Origin of the sequence: Blautia caecimuris (genome assembly GCF_024622975.1) — a bacterium.
Lineage (GTDB): Bacteria > Bacillota > Clostridia > Lachnospirales > Lachnospiraceae > Blautia_A > Blautia_A caecimuris.
In genome coordinates this window covers 44,836-65,991 of sequence record NZ_JANJZT010000023.1, presented here as the reverse complement: position 1 = coordinate 65,991, position 21,156 = coordinate 44,836, and the positions used below count along the sequence as shown (strand labels likewise).

Annotated in this window: 23 protein-coding genes and 1 other annotated feature; of the genes, 1 reads left to right on the top strand and 22 read right to left on the bottom strand. The window is 40.6% G+C overall.

All coding sequences use genetic code 11. The features are described from left to right. Positions 1 to 102 precede the first annotated feature (102 nt). From NSA57_RS14105 to NSA57_RS14090, 4 genes are all read right to left on the bottom strand, one after another. Positions 103 to 564: a helix-turn-helix domain-containing protein gene (locus tag NSA57_RS14105; RefSeq protein ID WP_138271417.1), complete on the bottom strand. Its 462-nt coding sequence runs from the start codon at positions 562 to 564 to the stop codon at positions 103 to 105. 210 nt (positions 565 to 774) lie between these two features. Beyond that, complete coding sequence (locus NSA57_RS14100) at positions 775 to 1,419, bottom strand: GyrI-like domain-containing protein (RefSeq protein WP_257465166.1); 645 nt, start codon at positions 1,417 to 1,419, stop codon at positions 775 to 777. A 2-nt stretch (positions 1,420 to 1,421) separates the two neighbouring features. After that, positions 1,422 to 2,333, bottom strand: a complete 912-nt coding sequence (locus NSA57_RS14095; RefSeq protein WP_147599060.1) for a helix-turn-helix transcriptional regulator — start codon at positions 2,331 to 2,333, stop codon at positions 1,422 to 1,424. Positions 2,334 to 2,387: 54 nt separating this feature from the next. Further along, entirely contained in the window at positions 2,388 to 3,290 is a 903-nt protein-coding gene (locus NSA57_RS14090) for an AraC family transcriptional regulator (RefSeq protein ID WP_147599061.1), read from the bottom strand. 144 nt (positions 3,291 to 3,434) lie between these two features. Between NSA57_RS14090 and NSA57_RS14085 the strand changes: the two genes are divergently transcribed. After that, positions 3,435 to 4,631, top strand: coding sequence for an MFS transporter (locus tag NSA57_RS14085; RefSeq protein WP_257465165.1), 1,197 nt, complete (start codon positions 3,435 to 3,437; stop codon positions 4,629 to 4,631). 330 nt (positions 4,632 to 4,961) lie between these two features. On the opposite strand, the gene NSA57_RS14080 is transcribed toward NSA57_RS14085, so the two are convergent. The 18 genes from NSA57_RS14080 to pflB form a co-directional block, all read right to left on the bottom strand. Then, on the bottom strand, positions 4,962 to 6,062 hold the full coding sequence (locus NSA57_RS14080) for an MFS transporter (protein WP_257465164.1): 1,101 nt from the start codon (positions 6,060 to 6,062) through the stop codon (positions 4,962 to 4,964). A 373-nt stretch (positions 6,063 to 6,435) separates the two neighbouring features. Continuing rightward, on the bottom strand, positions 6,436 to 6,894 hold the full coding sequence (locus tag NSA57_RS14075; RefSeq protein WP_257465163.1) for a GNAT family N-acetyltransferase: 459 nt from the start codon (positions 6,892 to 6,894) through the stop codon (positions 6,436 to 6,438). A 33-nt stretch (positions 6,895 to 6,927) separates the two neighbouring features. Next, the gene (locus tag NSA57_RS14070) at positions 6,928 to 7,488 is read right to left on the bottom strand and encodes an HD domain-containing protein (RefSeq protein ID WP_257465162.1); all 561 of its coding nucleotides are present in this window, start codon (positions 7,486 to 7,488) and stop codon (positions 6,928 to 6,930) included. Positions 7,489 to 7,547: 59 nt separating this feature from the next. Continuing rightward, positions 7,548 to 8,021: a GNAT family N-acetyltransferase gene (locus NSA57_RS14065; protein WP_257465161.1), complete on the bottom strand. Its 474-nt coding sequence runs from the start codon at positions 8,019 to 8,021 to the stop codon at positions 7,548 to 7,550. Positions 8,022 to 8,129: 108 nt separating this feature from the next. Continuing rightward, positions 8,130 to 8,504 carry a DUF3795 domain-containing protein gene (locus tag NSA57_RS14060; protein WP_257465160.1) on the bottom strand — a complete coding sequence of 125 codons (375 nt, stop codon included), beginning with the start codon at positions 8,502 to 8,504 and terminating at the stop codon, positions 8,130 to 8,132. A 21-nt stretch (positions 8,505 to 8,525) separates the two neighbouring features. Next, a complete protein-coding gene (locus NSA57_RS14055; protein WP_257465159.1) occupies positions 8,526 to 8,846 on the bottom strand; it encodes a TfoX/Sxy family protein in 321 nt (106 codons plus the stop codon). Positions 8,847 to 9,125: 279 nt separating this feature from the next. Further along, positions 9,126 to 9,893 (bottom strand): carboxymuconolactone decarboxylase family protein, encoded by a 768-nt coding sequence (locus NSA57_RS14050; protein ID WP_257465158.1) that lies wholly within the window; start codon positions 9,891 to 9,893, stop codon positions 9,126 to 9,128. Next, positions 9,890 to 10,381, bottom strand: coding sequence for a flavodoxin (locus NSA57_RS14045; protein ID WP_257465157.1), 492 nt, complete (start codon positions 10,379 to 10,381; stop codon positions 9,890 to 9,892). Before NSA57_RS14045 ends, NSA57_RS14050 begins: the two co-directional genes overlap by 4 nt. A 110-nt stretch (positions 10,382 to 10,491) precedes the next feature. Beyond that, positions 10,492 to 11,370, bottom strand: a complete 879-nt coding sequence (locus NSA57_RS14040; protein WP_257465156.1) for a LysR family transcriptional regulator — start codon at positions 11,368 to 11,370, stop codon at positions 10,492 to 10,494. A gap of 251 nt (positions 11,371 to 11,621) precedes the next feature. After that, positions 11,622 to 12,074, bottom strand: coding sequence for a GNAT family N-acetyltransferase (locus NSA57_RS14035; RefSeq protein ID WP_257465155.1), 453 nt, complete (start codon positions 12,072 to 12,074; stop codon positions 11,622 to 11,624). Positions 12,075 to 12,125: 51 nt separating this feature from the next. Then, entirely contained in the window at positions 12,126 to 12,599 is a 474-nt protein-coding gene (locus tag NSA57_RS14030; protein ID WP_257465171.1) for a GNAT family N-acetyltransferase, read from the bottom strand. A gap of 57 nt (positions 12,600 to 12,656) precedes the next feature. Further along, entirely contained in the window at positions 12,657 to 13,073 is a 417-nt protein-coding gene (locus NSA57_RS14025; RefSeq protein ID WP_147599277.1) for a YjdF family protein, read from the bottom strand. Positions 13,074 to 13,272: 199 nt separating this feature from the next. Continuing rightward, positions 13,273 to 13,635, bottom strand: coding sequence for a VOC family protein (locus tag NSA57_RS14020; protein WP_147599275.1), 363 nt, complete (start codon positions 13,633 to 13,635; stop codon positions 13,273 to 13,275). Between the two features lie 176 nt (positions 13,636 to 13,811). Further along, a complete protein-coding gene (locus NSA57_RS14015) occupies positions 13,812 to 14,774 on the bottom strand; it encodes an Rpn family recombination-promoting nuclease/putative transposase (RefSeq protein WP_257465154.1) in 963 nt (320 codons plus the stop codon). Between the two features lie 244 nt (positions 14,775 to 15,018). Further along, a complete protein-coding gene (gene leuS, locus NSA57_RS14010; protein WP_022066538.1) occupies positions 15,019 to 17,427 on the bottom strand; it encodes a leucine--tRNA ligase in 2,409 nt (802 codons plus the stop codon). A 118-nt stretch (positions 17,428 to 17,545) separates the two neighbouring features. Further along, positions 17,546 to 17,765 (bottom strand) — a binding site (T-box leader). 11 nt (positions 17,766 to 17,776) lie between these two features. Further along, positions 17,777 to 18,562, bottom strand: a complete 786-nt coding sequence (gene pflA, locus NSA57_RS14005; RefSeq protein WP_257465153.1) for a pyruvate formate-lyase-activating protein — start codon at positions 18,560 to 18,562, stop codon at positions 17,777 to 17,779. A 4-nt stretch (positions 18,563 to 18,566) separates the two neighbouring features. Further along, positions 18,567 to 18,809: an autonomous glycyl radical cofactor GrcA3 gene (grcA3, locus tag NSA57_RS14000; RefSeq protein WP_022066536.1), complete on the bottom strand. Its 243-nt coding sequence runs from the start codon at positions 18,807 to 18,809 to the stop codon at positions 18,567 to 18,569. 182 nt (positions 18,810 to 18,991) lie between these two features. Continuing rightward, positions 18,992 to 21,091, bottom strand: coding sequence for a formate C-acetyltransferase (gene pflB / locus NSA57_RS13995; protein WP_257465152.1), 2,100 nt, complete (start codon positions 21,089 to 21,091; stop codon positions 18,992 to 18,994). Positions 21,092 to 21,156: the final 65 nt, after the last annotated feature.

The following is a 21,156-nucleotide window of genomic DNA, read 5'->3' as shown; positions in this document are numbered from 1 at the left end:
ATTCAGAGCAGTTCCGATTTATTGCAGAACTGCTCTTTTTGTCAACTCTGAATCTGATACTTTCCTAATGAATTATATCATCTGTCTCAGGAATTACAATCCTCAAAGGTCTTCTATCTTTCTCAGTTTCCGGGAAATCACAAGATTCAGCACAACAGCTCCTAACACAACACAAAGACAAACTATCGTACACCATTCCGGTACTTTTTGATGCATCTGAACACGAAAAAATATTGTCGCTGTCAGAAATAACGCCCCGATAATTTCTATAAAAGATAATGTTTTCTTCTGAAGTTCCTGAAGCTTCTTCCTGGATCTTACTTTCTCCGATTTCCATATTCCATAATTTTTCTGGTAATCCTTTACATCTTCATCAGAAATCAGTTCATCCAGACTTACATTCAGTTCCGTAGCCAGCTGCTTTGCAGTAATCAGATCCGGACATCTGGAACCATTTTCCCATCTGCAAACTGTCTGTCTCGACACATAAAGCCTGTCTGCAAGCTGCTGCTGAGTAAATTTCTTCTCTTCCCGTAATTTCTTAATATTTTCACTTAATGCCATGCTGTACTCCTCCTTTTTTCTGTATACTATAGCATTAGCCAGAAAAAGGAAAGTATTTGTATGGATTTTCATGTTTCCAATCTGGTAACAGGCTGTAATTTCCCCATCCAGTATATATCATTACCCTGGTGGTGAATATTGCATTCTTTTTTTGGCTGATCCATTCCTCTTTCTCCTGTAGCCTGTTGTACCATTCTGAGACAATTATTTTTATCTTCTGTCATTTATTTTTCTGACCGGATTTCGGATAACTGTACGCAGTTTTTCCACTGCTGTCCGACGGGGATCGCTCAGGTAAATTTCATGATGGAAACGGTGGGAGTAATCTGGTTCATACCCCTGATCACTGGCATATTTTTTCATTTTCTGAATGGTTTCCATTTCACTATCGTAGCTGCCCATGTGCATACACTGTACACAGATTCCTTCTTCATAAGTAAAAAATTCCACTTTGGAAAAATCCATTTTCTTTTTAGCAGATGCCTCCTTTACTGCCCACTCAAAATCACCTTTTTTTACAAAATCCGGGAGACGTATCATGGTAATCCACTGAAAGGCATCCTTGTGCCCATAGTCAATACATTCCCGGCTGCCCTCCTGCCACCAGAGTCCTTCCAGCGGCGGTACCACATAGGAAAAATATCCTTCAATGCTGTGAGAACCTTTGTAACTCATCTTAATCGTAAAAGAAATTCCATAAAGAAGTCCTATTGCTTTTTTGTATTCTCCATTTTCCTCATTAGGATCCCCGGTTCCCCGAACTGCCACATAATTCATTTCCGGTATTTCAATGATTCCCGGATTTTTCGGTGGAAGATAAAACTCTTTATACTCTTTTTTATAATCAAATGCCATTTCTATTCCTCCTGATAATTTCTCCTTATTTGCTCCACTACTGCTTTTATCTCTTCTTTGATTTCTGAGGGTTCCAGAACTTTTACATCGGCTCCAAAGGTCAGAAGCCATCTGATCAGATGATTTTTATCTGAAAATATCCAGTAAAATAAAAGCGTTCCATCCTTCTGCTCCTGGAAACTGTCCTTTCCATACTCTTCTACCAGCCTCCATCTGCATTTCCCCGAAAAAACTGCCTTTACTGGAAATCTTCCTGGGAACATGTTTTCATAATCAAAATCAGGTAAAGATACCTTACGCTTTTCAAAAATATTTTCTGTTAATTCCAGTTCTTCCATTCTGTTCAGCTTAAAAAGCCGGCTTTCATTACATTTACAGCACCAGCCCCACACATACCAGCTGGACCAGCGAAAAATCAGATAATACGGCTCAATCCTTCTTCTGGTGCTTTTTTCCGGAGAAAAATACAAGAATTTCACGATTCTATATTGCTCAATTGCTGTACGTAAAATTTCAATTTTAGGGATCAAAGACTTTTTATGCCAGGAAGATAAGTCAATAAGGATATTCTGATCTCCTGTCACAAAATCCGAAGAGCCTGCACAGACTTTTTCCATCAATTGTCCGTATTTGTTTGTTCTGTGAATGCTGTCAAGACCGTGAATACCAGTCAGAATATCCTTCATCTCTTTTGCTGTAAAAACAGTCCGATCCATTCGGTAATTTTCCATAATAGAAATACCGCCGCCTGTTCCCTGTCTGGTCATTAAGGGAATCCCTGCCCTGCACAGATCTTCAATATCCCTTTGGATCGTCCGCCTGGATACCTCAAACATATCAGCCAGATCAGCCGCAGTCACCATGTCCTTCTGCAGTAAAACAGACAAAATTCCAATGAGCCGTTCAATCTTCATATTCTGCCCTCTCCTTTAATATAGCACTCCAAATATGACACCTGTATGTCATAATTAAAATAAGGCTTTCTTTTTCCGGTATTGTGTCGGCGTCAGACAGTAATGCTTTTTAAATAATCTGCAAAAATAATCCACGTTATGGAATCCTGTTTCATCTGATATCGTAGCGATTTTTTTCTCGGTTTTTACAAGCAGAAGCGCAGCCTCCTTCAGCCGGTAATGAATCAGATAATGAATGGGGGTAATATGCAGATATTTACGAAAAAGATTTAATACTGTGCTTTTACTGATTCCTGCATAACAGGCAATATCATCCAATGAGATATCATGAGTATAATTTTCATGGATATACTGCATCATGATCTGCAGTCTCGCCTGAAAAGAAACGGCAGCGTTTACCTTGTCTTTTTCATTATTCATATCTGAATTTTCATATATCTCCAGCCAGAGCTTTTGAACCAGGGACGATGTTGCAAGCTCACAGAAGGCTTTATCTTCCTGAACTGCAATGATCTGTTTTATGAGCTCTAGAGCTTTGGCCTGCCACTTAACCTCTCTTTTAAAAATCTGAAATTCCAGAGAAGATGAAATCACAGGCAAAATATATTTATTATAAATAAGACTGTCCTGCACAGCAATAAAAGAAGGCATACACAAAAAATTCGGAATTACTGCGCCGTCAGATGAATAAAAGCGGTGCAGGATTTTGGAGTTAATAAATAATCCGTCTCCCTGGGACAAAACAAACTGTTTTTCTCCAATCCAGAAAGTCATGGTCCCGGACTCCATATACACAAATTCTAATTCCATGTGCCAGTGCCATTCCACGCAGTTAAAGTCAAATAAAGATAAATCCTCATAATAAAAAGCAAAGGGATAATTTCTGCTGCCATGCTGAGCAGTTTCCATTAAATTTTCATCTGTGACAATCTTGCTGAAAGGCTGATCAGATGCCATACTATCATCATTCCTCCATGATCTGTTTTACGATATTATACAATAAATATCAGATATAAATCAATGAAACCCCTGCTTTTGTATTATATAATCCAAAATACAGAAAAATTTGATGCAACATTCAGGAAAAGGAAGGAATCTGCTATGCCAAACTATCAAAAGACAAAGCTTGCCTGTTATCTGGGCTTTATCACACAGGCAATTACTGCTAATTTTGCTCCATTGTTGTTCTTAAAATTCCACCATGACTATGATATTTCTCTTGGAAATATCGCCCTGATCTCTACATGCTTTTTCTTTACTCAGCTTCTGGTAGATGCATTCTGCGCAAAATATGTAGACAGAATCGGATACCGTACCTGTATTGTAAGCTCTGAAATATGCGCTGCTGCCGGACTTGTAGGGCTGGCATTTCTGCCGGATCTCCTGCCCAATCCCTTTATTGGAATCATGTGCAGCGTGATCATATACGCAATTGGAAGCGGTCTTATCGAAGTGCTCTGCAGTCCTATTGTGGAAGCCTGTCCCTTTGAAAACAAAGAAGCCACCATGAGCCTGCTGCACTCCTTTTATTGCTGGGGATCTGTTGGGACAATATTAATTTCCACCTTGTTTTTTATGGTATTTGGAATGGATAACTGGAAATGGCTGGCCGTATTATGGGCCCTTATCCCTGCTGTCAATATCTATAATTTTGCCACCTGCCCTATCGAACATCTGGTAGAGGAAGGGGGAGGAATGGGAATAAAAAAACTGTTCCAAAAGCCTATATTCTGGATTGCAGTTTGTCTGATGATCTGCTCCGGCGCTTCAGAACTTGCCATGGCGCAGTGGGCTTCCGCTTACGCAGAAGCTGCTTTGGGATTGTCAAAAGCAGCCGGAGATCTGGCAGGTCCCTGCATGTTTGCGGTTACAATGGGCATCAGCCGTATCATTTTTGGAAAATATGGAGATAAGATAGATCTTATGAAATTTATGACAGGATCTGGTATTCTGTGCGTGATCTGCTACCTTCTCACTTCCATGTCCTCCTCACCATTTACAGGACTTGTGGGCTGCATTATCTGTGGTTTTTCTGTTGGAATTATGTGGCCCGGAACCATCAGCATTTCCTCACAAAAATTCCCCATGGGAGGAACTGCCATGTTTGCGCTGCTTGCCATGGCAGGCGATCTGGGCGGCAGCATCGGGCCGGCAATCGTGGGGCGTGTAACACAAAATACAGGAAACAATATCCGCGCAGGTATGGGTATTGGTCTTATTTTTCCAGCAGCCTTATTGATCATGCTCTTTATCTTCAGCAGAACAAAAAACAGAAATTGCATTAAAAAAATTCTATAAAAGCGTTGAAAATGTTTCTGTTCTTGAAGAGCAGGCGCCAATTGAAGCGATTGCAGAGGCTGCTGCAGCAAAATAATTATAACGCTACGCCAAACTGCCGGCAGAATGATCTGCCGGCAGTTTTCGTTTACTCATTGATTTCCAGAATATCACCGCAGACCATATAATTCAGCCGCTGTATTTTGTTTCTTTTCCGTTTTCATCATACAAAGCATCATTTATAAAAGAAATCCCCTATCATCCCATCTGATGTCCTCTGTTTAGAAAAAATATTGCTGTCGCAGAAATATGGATCACAATGTTCTCCATGTTTCCATATCTTTAGCCTATTCAGGAAAGCATCCACCCCATAAACGTTGATAAAAAAATCATTACTATGGAAAACATAAAAGTGCCTACAGAAATCAGGGTTGCTCTCTGCTCGGACGGAATCATTTCATTCAGAATCACATCTGTTTTTACCTCCAGAAAATCATCTGCAAGCGCTCCCAGAAATCCACCTGCGATCATAATCAAGACATTCCCGGTAAGGGCTGCTGCAAGAGCACATCCAACTCCAAAAGCACTTAGTGTAAGCAGTTTTTTATAGCTGTATTGAGGAAAATAAGCAACCATTCTGGCTCCCACAACTGCTCCCAGTCCCATTATAAATAAAGCCGGTCCCAACGCCAGAGAATTCAGTCCGGCCATTGGAAGTTTTGCCTGCAGGAAAAAAAGCACAAGTGTGGAAACTGCCCCAATCAGAGAATTGACGATCATAATAGTTCTGGCTTTTCCGTTATTTAGCAGAAATTTCCCGCTTTCCAGAACTATGTTTTTCAGTTTTTCCAGTATGCTTTCTTGCCTTTTTTCTGTATTTTGACAATCAGCTTCAACCTCTTTTAAGCACAATGCAATGCTCAGGGCTCCAATGCTGAATAAAACGTCAATTGCATAGGCTGTCTTATATCCGAGAAAAAGCGCCAGCCCTGCACATAAGGTTGCCGTTGAGCTGCTGATTCTGTAAAGAGCCATTTCTGCAGAAGCAAATCTGTTATATATTTCTTCCTGTCCGACATACTTTAAGCTGTCATATGCCAGCGCTTCTCTTGTGCCGGATGACAGATTATAGCTTAAAGCAGAAAAGCCCATTGCCAGCGCTGTGGACCAGAATCCGCCTGAAAAAATCATCAAAATATTGGATATCAGCGATACGATCTGACTTATAACAAGGGTCTTTTTACGTCCAAATACGTCCGCCGCTACTCCCGATGGAACCTCAAAACATATGCTTACAGCATGAAAAATACTTTCTATGATTCCAATTTCAATAAGCGAAAATCCTCTTGCCGCAAGAAGAGCCACCCAGGAGGCTCCTGCAATCTGGAAATATCCTATTGCCGTAATGCCATATAGCTTCCCGACCTGTTTTTTTATATTAAATTTATGCATAAAAAATCTCCTTTTCAAATTATATTCATTCATTTGATAAAGGAGATAGTTGCTCATATATGGATAAAAATAATGCGTTTTCGCTGTTTACTTCGTATCCTTCACCTGAAAAAGAGCGTACTATCCCCGTAAACAGCCATTTTGCAACCATTTTCAAGTTGGATTTCAGGTGTTTTCCAGTACATAGTCCGTTCCTTTCCTTGAGTTTCTTTCATAATTTATGAATAAATATTAACATAATACTATCTGAGATACAAGCATTAATTCTGTTTTGCATTAACAAAATATTTTTATTTCGTCTGATGGATTATCTGATCCTATAGCTTTCAAGGACTATTCACCCCGTATATCTATAAAACTTCTATCCCTGCACTTATAATAAAGCCATTACATAAACCTGACAGGGATTCCACTCATCCCAAAGAGTCGGAAATATTTCAAATTCTTTAAAGCCAAGGCTTATATAAAATTTATTTGTATTGTCATAATTATCATACTGACCCATCTGAACGGTTTTTACCTGTATAAAAGAAAAACCGTCTTTAATTGCTTTTTCTCTTGCCTTCATAAACAGCTTCCGCCCTATTCCATGGCGATGAAATTCTTTTAGTACACCCATAACAGACACTTCTACAGTATCTTTCCCTGTTTGTTTAAGGCAAAGAAAGCCGATTGTTTTTTCTTCCTTTACTGCAGCAAAAAACTGTTGATTTACACTATTCACAATGTATTCTTCCCTTGCCTCAGGAAGACCAAACCAGTCAGGCAAGGCTTCTAATATTGTACGAGATATCATTTCCTTTTCTTTGTTATTTTCAACTTGTATAATCACTTTTCTTTCCTTTATAAATTCAATGCCTCTTTTTCAGTTTAAGACTTCCATAACCTTTTGAAATTTTGACCTGTAGTATTTTTGACTCTCTGGCGATAATTTTTGAAAACTTCTTTTTAGTTTTTCCTTTACAAATTCCTTACCCTCTTCAATTCCCATCCCTTTCTGAACATAAGCCAAATACAATAAATCAGGTATACTGTCAAAGTGGGAAATTGCATCAGCATCGGCAACACACAGCTCTTCAAGGCTGTTTTTCTCTAAATTCACACTTCCTCTATGCTTTTTAATGCATTCCTGCACCAAAGGAATTTTTCGAGCATCATATCCATATCCTTTTAAGATATCATATGCCATTTGGGCACCGTGCACATGATGAAGTTCGTATAGTCTGTAATCAGTAATGGAGGCTACATCATGTAACCAACCGGCAATCATAACCACTTCCTTATCTGCACCATATTTATCTGCCAGAATTTCTGCATTTTTTACTACAGAAGCAATATGATAGTAGCATCCCATACCAAATTTATTTGTTTCTTTTTGGCATCTTTCGTATATCTCCTTTTGCAGACATTCCATAATATCTCTCATAGCTCTTACATCCTTATAAAAATCATCTTTTCTCTCTCAGGCTACATTTAGGAAGTTTATCACCATTGTTCCTCTGGCAATTCCATTTCATGGTCCATTTTTACAAACCCGTATTTTTCGTATAAGGCTCTTCCCATATCAGTTGCTTCCAGTGAAATAGCTGTAATCCCCCTCATTTTGATATCTCTGACCAGCATATCCAGTGTTTTACCTGCAATTCCCATTCTTCTGTACTCAGGCTTTGTATACATATTCATTATGTAAGCCTTCCTGCCACTTGAATTATGATACGTAGGCATTACCTGATAAAAACTCACACCGCCAGTCCCTATAAAATGATCTCCGTCAAAAACAAGATACGCAATATGGGAACCGTTATTTAATGCATTTTTATAGTAATTATAAGACTCTCTTTCCACATGACTCATATCCACTGTATCGGAAAGCTGATTAGCTGCTCTCAGTACCTCTGTTCTTGTCTTTGTCAACATGTCTATATCTTGAATGGTTGCTCTCTTGTATGTCAGGTTCATATAATATTAGCTCCTGTAAAATTCTGTTTATTGTTGCTGGCCGCTCCTACTGTGTAAAAAAATTTTTTTAACTTTATTTCCCTTTATGTACCGGAAATCTGAGTTCCCTCACTTTCCCTCCTTAATAAACCGAATCAGTTCTTCTACATCATCAAATTCATCATAATCACCGACAATTCCCTGCCGATGGTATACAACACCATTTTTTTCATTACGTTCCAGGCAATCCAGCAGGGCTTCCTCTCCATATCTTTTAGCAAATAAAGAAAAACCATAAGGCTTTATTTTGGACAGCATTCCCTTCCTGCATTCTTCATTACAACAGCTATAACAATGGGAGTAGTCTTTTTCTATGGAGCATTTTCTGTTTTCACACCAGTCCTTATCCGGGCATTGCCCGGAATCACACCCCTGACAGCTTACATTTTCGGAACACAGACAACATGCAAGGCCACATCTTGCGATTCCCAGTTCCCTTTTCATAAAATTTCCCCTTTAATATGGCTATTTTTTCTTTTTTGCTTTTGGAGACGGAAGTTCATCATACATGGTCCGAAATAAACCTGCCAGAAATTCCTTATTATCCACTTCGTCAACTAACAGCATCTCTTTCGCCCCATCATAAGGTCTTTCATAAGAAGCTGCAGGCATATAGGAAATTGCTGATTTCACCGGCTTTATCAATAATCTGTCATCATAAATACCTCCGATTATCTTCCCCCGATAGTAAATGATAAATTCTCCCATCATCGCCCGATATGTAATGTCTTCCAGTTCAGATAACTGTTCCAAAATAAACTGCAGATATTCCTTACTTGATGCCATATTTTCCCTCCATGTAAAGTTAAATTGCCATCTGATGAAAATTTCATATCCGATTTTTGTTCCTCTGTATCAGGATTGTATTGTGAAGTATGATAAAAACCACATTTTACAGCCAATGGACAACTCTTCATAGAATTCCAAAAACCATATTAAAATCCGTCAGTCTGCTTTATTTGCTGTAATTTTATCATATCTTTTTGCAATATAAAACAGTAGCTTCTAATTTTTCACTAGCTTTATGAAATGGAGGTTTTCTTAATCTTTGTTATATCCTTTTCGTTAGACTAATTTACTGTATATATTGTCTGCAACCGGTTCACACCATTCATTTAACGTTTCTTCTCCCGGTACCTCAATTGCAAGATGAGAAAACCATTCATCTGGCGCTGCTCCATGCCAGTGCTTTACACCTGCCAAAATGTTGATGCAGTCGCCTGGTTTCATCTCAATCGCTTCTTTTCCTTCTTCCTGATAATACCCACGCCCGGCTGTACAGATCAGTATCTGCCCTCCGCCGCTCTTTGCATGATGGATATGCCAGTTGTTTCGGCATCCCGGTTCGAAGGTCACATTAAATACACCTACCTGAGAAGCAGAAACAGGAGCGAGAAAACTCTTTCCCGAAAAATACTGTGCGTATCCATCGTTCGGTGCCCCTATCGGAAATATCATTTCTCTGGCATGTGCCCTCATTCCTTCATCTTCATAAGGGAAATCATCTTCATTCACATCCCATACTTCTTTTGCTAAATGAAATACAGCCCAGCCTTTTGGCCAACCTGCATAAAATGCAGCATGCGTAATAATCGCTGCTATTTCTTTTTGAGTTACTCCATGTTCCTTTGCGTTTTCTAAATGAAATTTCAAAGAGGAATCTGTAATACCTGAGGACATAAGCGCCACTACTGTAATAATACTTCTTGTTTTTACATCAATATCCTGATTATTCCAGTTTTCTCCAAAAAGAACATCATCATTAAAATGAGCAAACTGGGGAGCAAATTCTTCTAAAGCATTTCTTCCTGCTGTCTGTACAATTTTTTTCATAGTGTCTCTCTCCAATCCTGCAAAGTTTCTGCCCATTGAGCGATTTCCTGTTTCGTCGCATTATTAAATATCTTTCCTTCTTCCATTATGCTCTTTGGTGCAGAGGGTTTTAATTCTCTTATGGTATTTCCAAATCCGCTTCCACCTGAAGTAGCAAACAAAATGATCTTTTTATCTGAAAAATCATGCTTTTCCAGAAAAGTATTTACGATTGTGGGCGCTACATACCACCAGATTGGAAATCCTAAAATAATCTCATCATAGGCATTGAAATCTGTATCTGTATCCAATACTTCTGGTCTGAATTTCTTATCATTCATCTCCATACTGCTTCTGGATTTTTGATCCATCCAGTCAAGGTCCGCTTTTGTGTAAGGAATCTTTGGTTCGATCTCAAATAAATCTGCTTTTGCACTATTAGCAATCATTTCTGCTACTTTTTTCGTTGTTCCTCCTGCACTAAAATATGCCACTAATCTTTTTCCCATAATTGTCAATCTCCTTTGCAAAAATAAATGTGCAGAATATTTTCCTATCCCGCACATCTATTTTACAGTTTATGATCTCATTATGTCCAATACTTATATTGTATTCTGTTTTATGCCTGAAAGGCATTGATTTCTTCTATCATCTTATTTACTGCCTGTGAATAAGGAATATTTCTTCTCCAGGCAATTACACAATTTGCAGTAATTTCCGGATACAGCTTTCTTTGTACAAGAATATCTTCACGCCAATATTTAACAGCACCTTCGATAGATATTGGATATCCAAGTCCATTAGCCGCCATCACACCTGCATTTGTCCCAAGATTACTGATAAACGAAATATCAAGTTTAGAAAAATCCTTTCCAAACCAGTTTGCAAGTTCACTCTGAACCCCCATCCTTTCCGGCAGAATCAAAGGCTTATCCAGAAGATCTTTCTTCTCTATATATTTTTTCTCGGCAAGAGGATCATCCGGGCGTATTCCTACTACCCAATGATCACTGTCTTTTATTCTGATATAATCAAGCCCTTCTGTATCTACTGGTTCCATAAACAATGCAACATCCACAAGACCTTTATTCATCATCTCATATACTATATCGGCAGTTGCAGTATGAAGCGCAATCCGGACAAGGGGATATTTTTGTTTATACCTCTTACAAATCTTTGCCAGCATTTCCACAGCCGTAAACTCTCCGCACCCAAAAGTAACTGTTCCCTCTATCGCTTTCTCCGTTCCCTTTAGTTCTTCCAGCGTTCGTTCTTCCAGATTAAGGATTTCCAATGCCCTTCTCTTTAACAATATCCCTTCATCTGTAAGCGTAATGCTTTTCCCTTTGCGGACAAACAGAGAGATGCCCAGTTCCTCCTCAAATGCAGCAAGCTGTCTGGACAGGGTTGGCTGTGTAATGTGTAACTGTTCTGCCGCTTTTGTAAAATTTTGTTCTTTTGCTGCTGTCAAAAAATATCGTAATACTCTTATCTCCATATATAGGTTCCGTCATTACCTCCTGCGCTACAGGATTCATTTTTAAAAAAGTCCCAGAATTTCCTCATATTCAGATCTCTCCTTATCAATCATATAAATAACTATGAATGAGCAAATTTGAAAAAGTACACAAAATCATCACGAATTTGTCTTTATAAGATGCACATATAAAGCTTAATATTCCCTTTATGTCTGTGTGTTACGGATTCTATTGTGCAAAATTCGATATTTGCTCATTTATAGTAAATAATTCATCTGTGGATATACATTCTCGTCATATCAGGCTCATTATCCCCCTGAACCATACACAAAAACTCCCATCCATATCTTTCGTAAAAACTTGTATGATCTGTAAACAAATAGATAGGAGTAATTCCTTTTAGCTTCATATCCTTTACAACCTTATCAAGTAGTTGTCCTGCAATTCCCTGACAACGATACTCTTGTTCCGTGTATAATGCACATACATTTGGAGCAAGGTCTTTCCTGTTATGAAAATCATTTTCGATCACTCCAAGTCCTCCCGCAATGCGCCCGTCGTCTAAGCAAAGATACCATCCATATTCTGTTTCATGATTAAGATAAGCTTCCATACATGCAAGATAAGCCTCCTGCGGCACTTTCCATTTATCATGAAACCACGCAGCTGCAGCTTCCTTTAGTTCGGGTTTTTGTCTTAAAGTAACATAAGTATATTTTTTCATATTCACCTCTCAGATTCTATTTTTTTCAGTTCTGCGAACTGTGGTTTTCTGTTACAGATTTACAGTCATAATATATTCTTCACTATTTTCATCAACAACAGTAAATCCCACTTTCTCGTACATCTTCACTGCATAATTACTTTTCTGAACAGATAAAGATATTTTTGAATATCCAGCCAATTTTTCTGCCTGTAATAGTTTCTTCAATAATAAAGTTCCAATACCCAATCCTCTATATTTCTGACAGACAGACATGGCAAGTGATGGAGTATCATCATCAATGTGTCCATAATCATTCATAATCCTTACCCAAATAACTCCTGCTACTTTTCCCTGAATTTCAGCAACTAAGGCTTTGTCGTGTTTTCGATTTCCAAACTCGATGATATATTCTTGTAACTCCGGACATTCTATTACTGATTTAGGCGGCGGTTCAATTCCGTCTGGAATATAAATCGCTTCATACAAAAAATCACTTAATAAGCAGTATTCTTCGCTTCTCATTTCTCGTATTATACAGTCCATAATTTCACTCCAAGTTCCAATTTCACTTAACACCCTAACTTCTGCAAAATCAAGGGGCTAATGCCCCTTATGCTTTTCTCTTTTCTTTTGTTGTTTCAGTTTGAACATTCGCAGTTCTTCCGCTTCTTTTTTTTCTCTTCTTCTGACCTTATGCTCTTGTTTGTTCTGTTCCTGCTGTAATTTCAATGCCTGCTGTGATTTTGTGCCAATGCCTGTTTCCTGCATTTGCCTTTTCGCTTCACGCTGCATCCTTTTGGGATTTCTTTTTATATCCTTTACACCAGTATCAACAGCCGGACTGAATTTCAAACCGGAATAGCATTTTTGAATATATTCCTGTACTTCATAATCTTTTGGTTCTGTACCAAAAGTCACTTTGGCTACAGATAGTTTTCCATCCCTGACACGTTCAAACACACCTACCCAGAATGGAGCTTCAAAATATACCGTCAGTTTTCCACTTACTTTGTCCATGAAAATCCCTCCTAAAATAATTGTTGAACAAAGAACGGACAACCCGGAGGGGCAGGTTACTTACCCTACTTACATAGGACGGCTGGGCTACCTACCAGCTCTAGCACATTTTTAAGTGTGCATTGCGTTTTTATCTTTGCATTTATAATCAAACCATATGGCATGATTAACTTAATCCGGCAAATAATAATTTGCAACTTTACATCGGTGTTCCTACCTCAATTAAATTACCATCGAAATCATAAAAACGAACTGCTTTTTGTCCCCAACTATGCGTCATAAGTTTATTGACATATTGAATTGAAGGATAAAAATATTCCAGTTTTTTCACAAAAGACTCTATATCCGGCTCCTCAAAATACAGTTCGCAGGAATTATTTTGTGGAATAACATCTTTCTCCAAAAACTTTTTCCAGATTTTCTCATCCTGAAGCACAAGTCCTTCTGTTAAAATCATATTGCCGCCATTATCAAGTACCAGATCAAGACCAAACAAATCCTTATAAAACTGTCTTGATTTTTCAATATCCTTAACAACAATTAAAACATTCTTCAATTTCATTAGATGGTTCCTCTTTTTCTACAATTTTTTGTAATTTATAGGAAATACGGAGTAATCCATATCTGTTTATTTTTTCATAATATCATACTTTACAATTATTTACACTACTGGTAACAAAATAACTTAATTATATATTTTTTTCTTATCTGCATTTCTTTGGCAAAATAAAGAAAATATTATTTTATAGCTGTACAAAAATCCTCCAACGTCTTTGCTGCAGCAGCTTTCTTTAAGTACAGGTTCAAAACCTCCATACTCTTCTCCTCCTGGATCTGAACACGAATTGCTTCCGGTATTGTTCCCAGTTCCGACAGCAATGAAAAGATTGCACCAGTCAGTCCTTCCTGACGCCCCTCTTCTTTGAGATCATCAAGAGCTTTACACATATTGATTGCTCCCTCCTCTTCCCTGATTTCAAAATCACTTCCAGTTAACAGCTTTATTACCTGACCGGCCTTCTGATCTACAGACAGGAAGTGCGGATCTGCAGTCACCATATCACGAAGCCGGTTTTTATCTTTTGAATGTTTAATAAATAAAAGCACTTCTCGGAGGCTGGTATGAAGCTGGTCTAATTTAGCATCGGGGATACTGTACGGAGATATCAGGTTGATTCTGTAATCCGGAATAAATAATAAAAGCTTTGGATCGGTAATTTCTATCATATCATGCAGCCCTATGGGCGCATCCCATTTTTCCGGGCCAAAATAAATCACCAGTGTGATCACCGGGAGCAATTTATCCTCCCTCCTGAAACCCGAAAGGAACTCTCCTGGACTTATTTTGTAACCGTGTCCTTCTCCTGCCTTTAAATGTCGTCGAAATCTTCTTCCTACAGCATCTACCTGAGATGCATATTGAAGAGAATCATATACCATGGTCTTCACGGGTATGGCATAATGGATTTCCGACTGATTCTCTGTTCCCAGAAGAAGGTAGGCGGTATGCTCGTCCTGCATAGCTGCCAGGTATTTGAGATTATCCCTGAATTTCTGTATCGGATATCCTTTCCCATCTGCCATATAGGGAATAGCAATCTCTGCGGCATCCAGAGAATGCAGTTGTTCCGGAAGGATCACCTGTCTGCCATCATACATAAAAAAATTAAATGCATCAGCAAAGATACAGGGATCATTCATGTAATCCTTAGTAATCGCGTCTTTTTTACCTAATTTGTCACCACCTTTTAAGATTTTTCTTCATTCATAATGTGTGTGGAATTTTATGAATGTTTATCTTAAGTAAGCGGCTCCATACAAGTGCTGATTTTATGATAGCATACTGTTTCGGGTAAAACAATGAAATAAGTATAAAAAAATATTAAGAGACAGACCTCCGATATGCAAGCATACAGAGTCCTGTCTCTTATTTTATTTACATGATTTATTTCTGCACAATATTGATGATCTTCTTGGGAACGTAAATCTCTTTAATGATCGTTCCGGTCAGTTTATCTGCCACTACTTCTTTTGCCTTTGCAAGAGCAGTTTCCTTGTCTGCATCAACAGGGAGGGCAACTACGCCTCTTGTCTTGCCATTGATCTGTACTGCGATCTCAATGGTATTCTCAACAGTTTTTGCCTCGTCATACTCCGGCCATGTCTGCTGGTATACATAGCCTTCATAACCGCAGGTATTCCAGATTTCCTCTGTAATGTGAGGAGCAACCGGATTGAGCAGAAGCAGGAAGGTTCTGTACTCGCCCTTTGTGATGCTGCCTTTTTTGGCAAAATCATTCAGGAGAGCCATAAGAGCTGCAATAGCTGTATTGTATTTCAGATTTTCAAAGTCATTGCTTACTTTTTTGATGGTCTGGTGCATTTTTGTTTCCATATCACTGCTGAAATCATCACCATCTACCAGAATATCCTGAAGCTTCCATACACGTTCCAGGAAACGGCGGCAGCCTTTTACACCGTTCTCAGACCAGGATGCGCTTAAGTCAAAGGCTCCGATAAACATCTCATAAGTACGGAGGGTATCTGCGCCGTAATCGTTTACGATCTCATCCGGATTTACCACGTTTCCGCGGGATTTGGACATCTTCTCACCGTTTTCGCCAAGGATCATGCCATGGGAGGTACGTTTCTGATACGGCTCCGGACACGGAACAACCTTGTTGTCATACAGGAACTTATGCCAGAATCTGGAATACAGAAGATGAAGGGTTGTATGCTCCATTCCGCCGTTGTACCAGTCAACCGGAAGCCAGTAATTCAGGGCCTCAGGGCTTGCAAGAGCTTCTGTATTCTTAGGATCTGTATAGCGGAGGAAATACCAGGAGGAGCCTGCCCACTGAGGCATGGTATCTGTCTCACGTTTTGCAGGACCGCCGCAGCACGGACAGGTAGTGTTTACCCAGTCTGTCATAGCTGCCAGAGGTGATTCTCCATTATCAGTAGGCATATAGCTTTCTACGTCCGGAAGCTCCAGAGGAAGCTCGCTTTCAGGAAGAGCCACATAGCCGCATTTGTCACAGTGAACGATCGGGATCGGCTCGCCCCAGTAACGCTGACGGGAGAATACCCAGTCTCTCAGCTTATAATTTGTCTTTCCGGTTCCAAGCTTTTTCTCTTCCAGCCAGTCAATGATCTTTTTCTTTGCTTCGGCTACTTCCAGTCCGTCCAGGAATCCGGAGTTTACCATTTTGCCTGTGGCAACGTCTGTAAAAGCTTCCTCCTGTACGTTTTCGCCGCCGGCTACTACTTCAATGATCGGAAGATTGAATTTTTTTGCAAATTCCCAGTCACGGGTATCATGAGCCGGTACTGCCATAATAGCGCCTGTTCCATAGCTCATCAGTACATAGTCGGAAACCCAGATGGGAATTTCTTTTCCGTTTACCGGATTGACTGCACAGATGCCGTCGATCTGAACACCTGTCTTGTCTTTTGCAAGCTCAGAACGCTCAAAATCAGATTTTCTGGCTGCCTGCTCCTGATATTCACGGATGGCATCCATGTTTTTGATCTCGTCTTTGTATTTTTCCAGCGCAGGATGCTCCGGAGAAACTACCATATAGGTTGCACCGAAAAGAGTGTCCGGTCTGGTGGTGTATACCGTAAGCTTGTCTTCTTTGCCTGCAATGGCAAAATCAACCTCTGCGCCCTGGCTCTTGCCGATCCAGTTTTTCTGAGAAACCTTTACACGTTCAATGTAATCTACATCGTTAAGGCCTTCCAGAAGCTTTTCTGCATAATCTGTGATCTTCAGCATCCACTGGCTTTTTACCTTGCGGACAACCGGAGAACCGCAGCGTTCGCAGACACCGTTGACAACCTCCTCGTTTGCAAGACCTACCTTACAAGAAGTACACCAGTTAATAGGCATTTCACTTTTATAAGCAAGTCCTGCCTTAAACAGTTTCAGGAAGATCCACTGTGTCCATTTGTAGTATTCCGGATCTGTGGTGTTTACTTCTCTGTCCCAGTCAAAGGAATATCCCAGAGAATGAAGCTGTTCTTTGAATCTCTTTACGTTATTTGCAGTTACGATCTTCGGATGGATCTTATTCTTGATGGCATAGTTCTCTGTAGGAAGACCAAAAGCATCCCAGCCCATTGGATAGAGAACATTGTAGCCCTGCATTCTTCTTTTTCGCGCCACAATATCAAGAGCTGTATAAGGTCTCGGATGACCTACGTGAAGTCCCTGTCCTGACGGATAAGGAAACTCTACCAGAGCATAATATTTCGGTTTGCTGTAATCATCTGTTGCGGCAAAAGCTTTATTGTCATCCCAGACTTTCTGCCATTTTTTTTCGATCACCTTATGATTGTAAGGTACTGACATTGTTTTTTCCTCCTTGTATAAATGGAATCGCATCCTGGCGGAGCATTTTTGTTTATCAGAAAAGTCCGTACAGCCTGTACTACTTTTGTGATAAATAAAAAAGCCTTTCATCTCCATAGTTAGAGACGAAAGGCTGAATTCCGTGGTACCACTCTAATTCACCGGATATCATCCGATGCACTCATTAAATCTGTAACGGGATTTCCCGTCCAAAGCTACTTTCAGTTCACTTCGGCAACTCCAGGGCGAGTTCAGAAATATCCTCTCCTGCCTTGCACCATCCGGCAGGTCTCTGAAAAAGGAAACATTTTCCTACTACTCCTCTTCTTCGTCTTTATCTTTAATAATTCTAACGATTCCCTGCAGGTTTGTCAAGAATTAAATTCTGCCTTTCCTTTTGAAAAGCTCTCAGTATTACATTCCTCGCCTCTTTCGCTTTTTCCCCGTCCATATTTTCCACCTGCTCCAGAGGATAGGATAAGCCCAGCTTATCGTACTTTACTTTGCCCATGGTGTGATAGGGAAGAACCTCCAGGCCTTTCAGATTGCGAAAACCGGCAAGCAGCTTTCCCAGATTCTGTAAGTGCGTTTTATCGTCTGTGATCCCCGGAACCACTACATGGCGGGCGATCATGGGAATCTTTTTTTCTTCCAGAGCGCGGGCAAATTCCAGCACATGCTTCTGTCCAAGACCTGTAAGGTTTTTATGACCTGTTTCATTGCTGTGCTTAAAATCCAAAAGCACCAGGTCAAGAACCTTAAAGAGCTGTACAAACTTTTCCTGCCGCTCTTTGCGGTACATGATCCCTGAGGTGTCCAGACAGGTATGGATGCCCTGTTTTTTTGCCTTCTGAAAAAGTTCTGTCAGAAAATCAAGCTGCATAAGCGGTTCCCCGCCGGTGGCTGTGATTCCTCCGTTTTTATAAAAAACTTCATTCTTCTTATAGGCTTCCAGGATTTCCTCTGCAGTCATTTCCTTTCCTTCGCCCGTTTTCCAGGTATCCGGATTATGGCAGTACAGGCATCGCATGGGACAGCCCTGGAAAAACACTACAAAACGAACTCCGGGACCGTCAACGGTCCCGAAGCTCTCTGTAGAATGAATATATCCCTTATGGTTATATTCCTTTGCCATATGCTTACATTCCTTCATGGAAGGTTCTGGAAATAACCTCGTCCTGCTGCTCTTTTGTCAGCTTATTGAAGTTTACCGCATAGCCGGATACACGGACAGTCAGCTGCGGATATTTTTCCGGATGTGCCTGTGCATCCAGAAGGGTTTCTCTTGTAAAAACATTTACGTTCAGATGATGGCCGCCTTTTTCTGCATAACCGTCAAGTAAGTTTACCAGGTTGTCAATCTGTGCGTCGCTGATGTTCATAATTATTTCCTCCTGTTATATGAATAAATTCTGTAAAATCAGTTGCTGTTCACAGATCACTGTCCCACGGGCCGTTTTGGCAAATATATTCCAAAATCCCGGGATATACAGGACAAAATATCATCACCGAAGTAATTTGGATGTATTTTGACCAGGCTACTGTGAACAAAGTAAACCTAAAATTATTCTGCTTCGTCTACGGAAAGATTTGGCTCGCAGCATGCGCAGTCTGGTTCCAGTGAAAAGCTTAAATCGTCAAGGCTGATGGAATCCAGCATTACCCTATCCTCTTTTCCCAGAGCTCCCGGAATAATGGAGAAGGTATTGGAAATTCCGTCCTGCGCCTCTTTAAACGGAAGCTTTGCAACAGAGCTTAAGGACGCTACTGCGCCGCGGCTGTCTCTTCCGTGCATGGGGTTTGCCCCCGGGGCAAAAGGCTCTCCGGCCTTACGTCCGTCCGGTGTTGCTCCTGTATTCTTACCATATACTACGTTGGAAGTAATAGTAAGGATAGAGGTTGTCGGAATACCTCCGCGATAAGTCTGGGTTGTTCCCACATAATGCATAAAATCTTTTACGATCTTGTATGCGATCTCATCCACGCGGTCATCATCGTTTCCGTATTTCGGATAATCTCCCTCTACCTCAAAGTCCACAACAATGCCGTTTTCGTCACGGATGGTTTTTACCTTTGCGTACTTAATGGCAGAAAGTGAGTCTGCGATTACGGAAAGACCTGCAATACCGGTTGCAAACCAGCGTGTTACATTTTTGTCATGAAGAGCCATCTGAAGGCGCTCGTAGCAGTATTTGTCATGCATGTAGTGAATGATATTCAGAGTATTCACATATACGTGAGACAGCCAGCGGCTCATATCGTCATAACGCTCCATTACCTCGTCATAATCAAGATATTCAGAGGTGATGGGACGGTATTTCGGTCCCACCTGCTTCTTTGTGATCTCATCCACACCGCCGTTAATAGCATAGAGAAGGCATTTTGCAAGATTTGCGCGGGCTCCGAAGAACTGCATTTCTTTTCCCACACGCATGGAAGATACGCAGCAGGCAATAGCATAGTCGTCTCCGTGAGTCACTCTCATCAGGTCATCATTCTCATACTGAATGGATGAGGATGCAATGGAAGTCTTTGCGCAGAAACGCTTGAAGTTCTGAGGAAGTCTTGTAGACCACAGAACAGTAAGGTTCGGTTCCGGCGCCGGTCCCAGGTTGGAAAGTGTGTGGAGGTAACGGTAGGACATTTTTGTTACCATGCTTCTTCCGTCAATTCCCATACCTGCAATGGATTCTGTGACCCAGGTAGGATCTCCGGAAAACAGCGCGTTGTACTCCGGAGTTCTTGCAAATTTTACAAGACGGAGCTTCATAATAAAGTGATCGATAAATTCCTGGATCTGCTCCTCTGTAAAGGTGCCGTTTGCAAGGTCACGCTCTGCATAAATGTCAAGGAAAGTGGAAGTACGTCCAAGAGACATTGCCGCGCCGTTCTGCTCCTTAATGGCTGCCAGGTATCCGAAGTACAGCCACTGAATGGCTTCCTGCACGTTCTGAGCCGGTCTTGAAATATCAAAGCCGTAGATCTCTCCCAGCTTTTTCAGCTCCTTTAATGCCTTGATCTGTTCAGAAAGCTCCTCTCGGCCCCGGATCACGTCCTCGTACATATTACTTCGTGTTCCTGCCTTCTGATCCTCTTTGTCCTCGATCAGACGATCCACTCCGTAGAGAGCCACTCGTCTGTAATCACCGATGATACGGCCGCGTCCATAGGCATCCGGAAGCCCTGTAATAATATGGCTGGAACGGCAGGCTCGCATTTCCGGTGAATATACGTCGAATACGCCGTCGTTGTGTGTTTTTCTGTATTTTGTATAAAAATCTACAATTTCCGGATCCACATGATAGCCGTTGTCCTCGCAGGCTTTGATCGCCATACGGATACCGCCGTTTGGCTGAAGCGCCCGCTTAAAAGGCTTATCTGTCTGAAATCCTACAATTGTTTCTTTTTCTTTATTGAGATATCCCGGTCCATGGGATGTAATGGTGGAGATAATATGAGTATCCATATCCAGGACACCGCCTTTTTTATGCTCTTCCTCTGTCAGCTCCATAACCTGTGCCCATAAATCGTTTGTGGCCTTTGTAGGTCCTGCCAGAAAGGATTCATCTCCCTCATAAGGTGTATAGTTTTTCTGAATGAAATCACGCACGTTGATTTCTTTTTGCCAAACGCCTCCGTTAAATGAAGCCCATTCCTGTCTCATGAATCATCCTCCTGTTTTTAAATCCACACAGTTATTTCTGTGCAACTCATATTTCATGTTTAGAA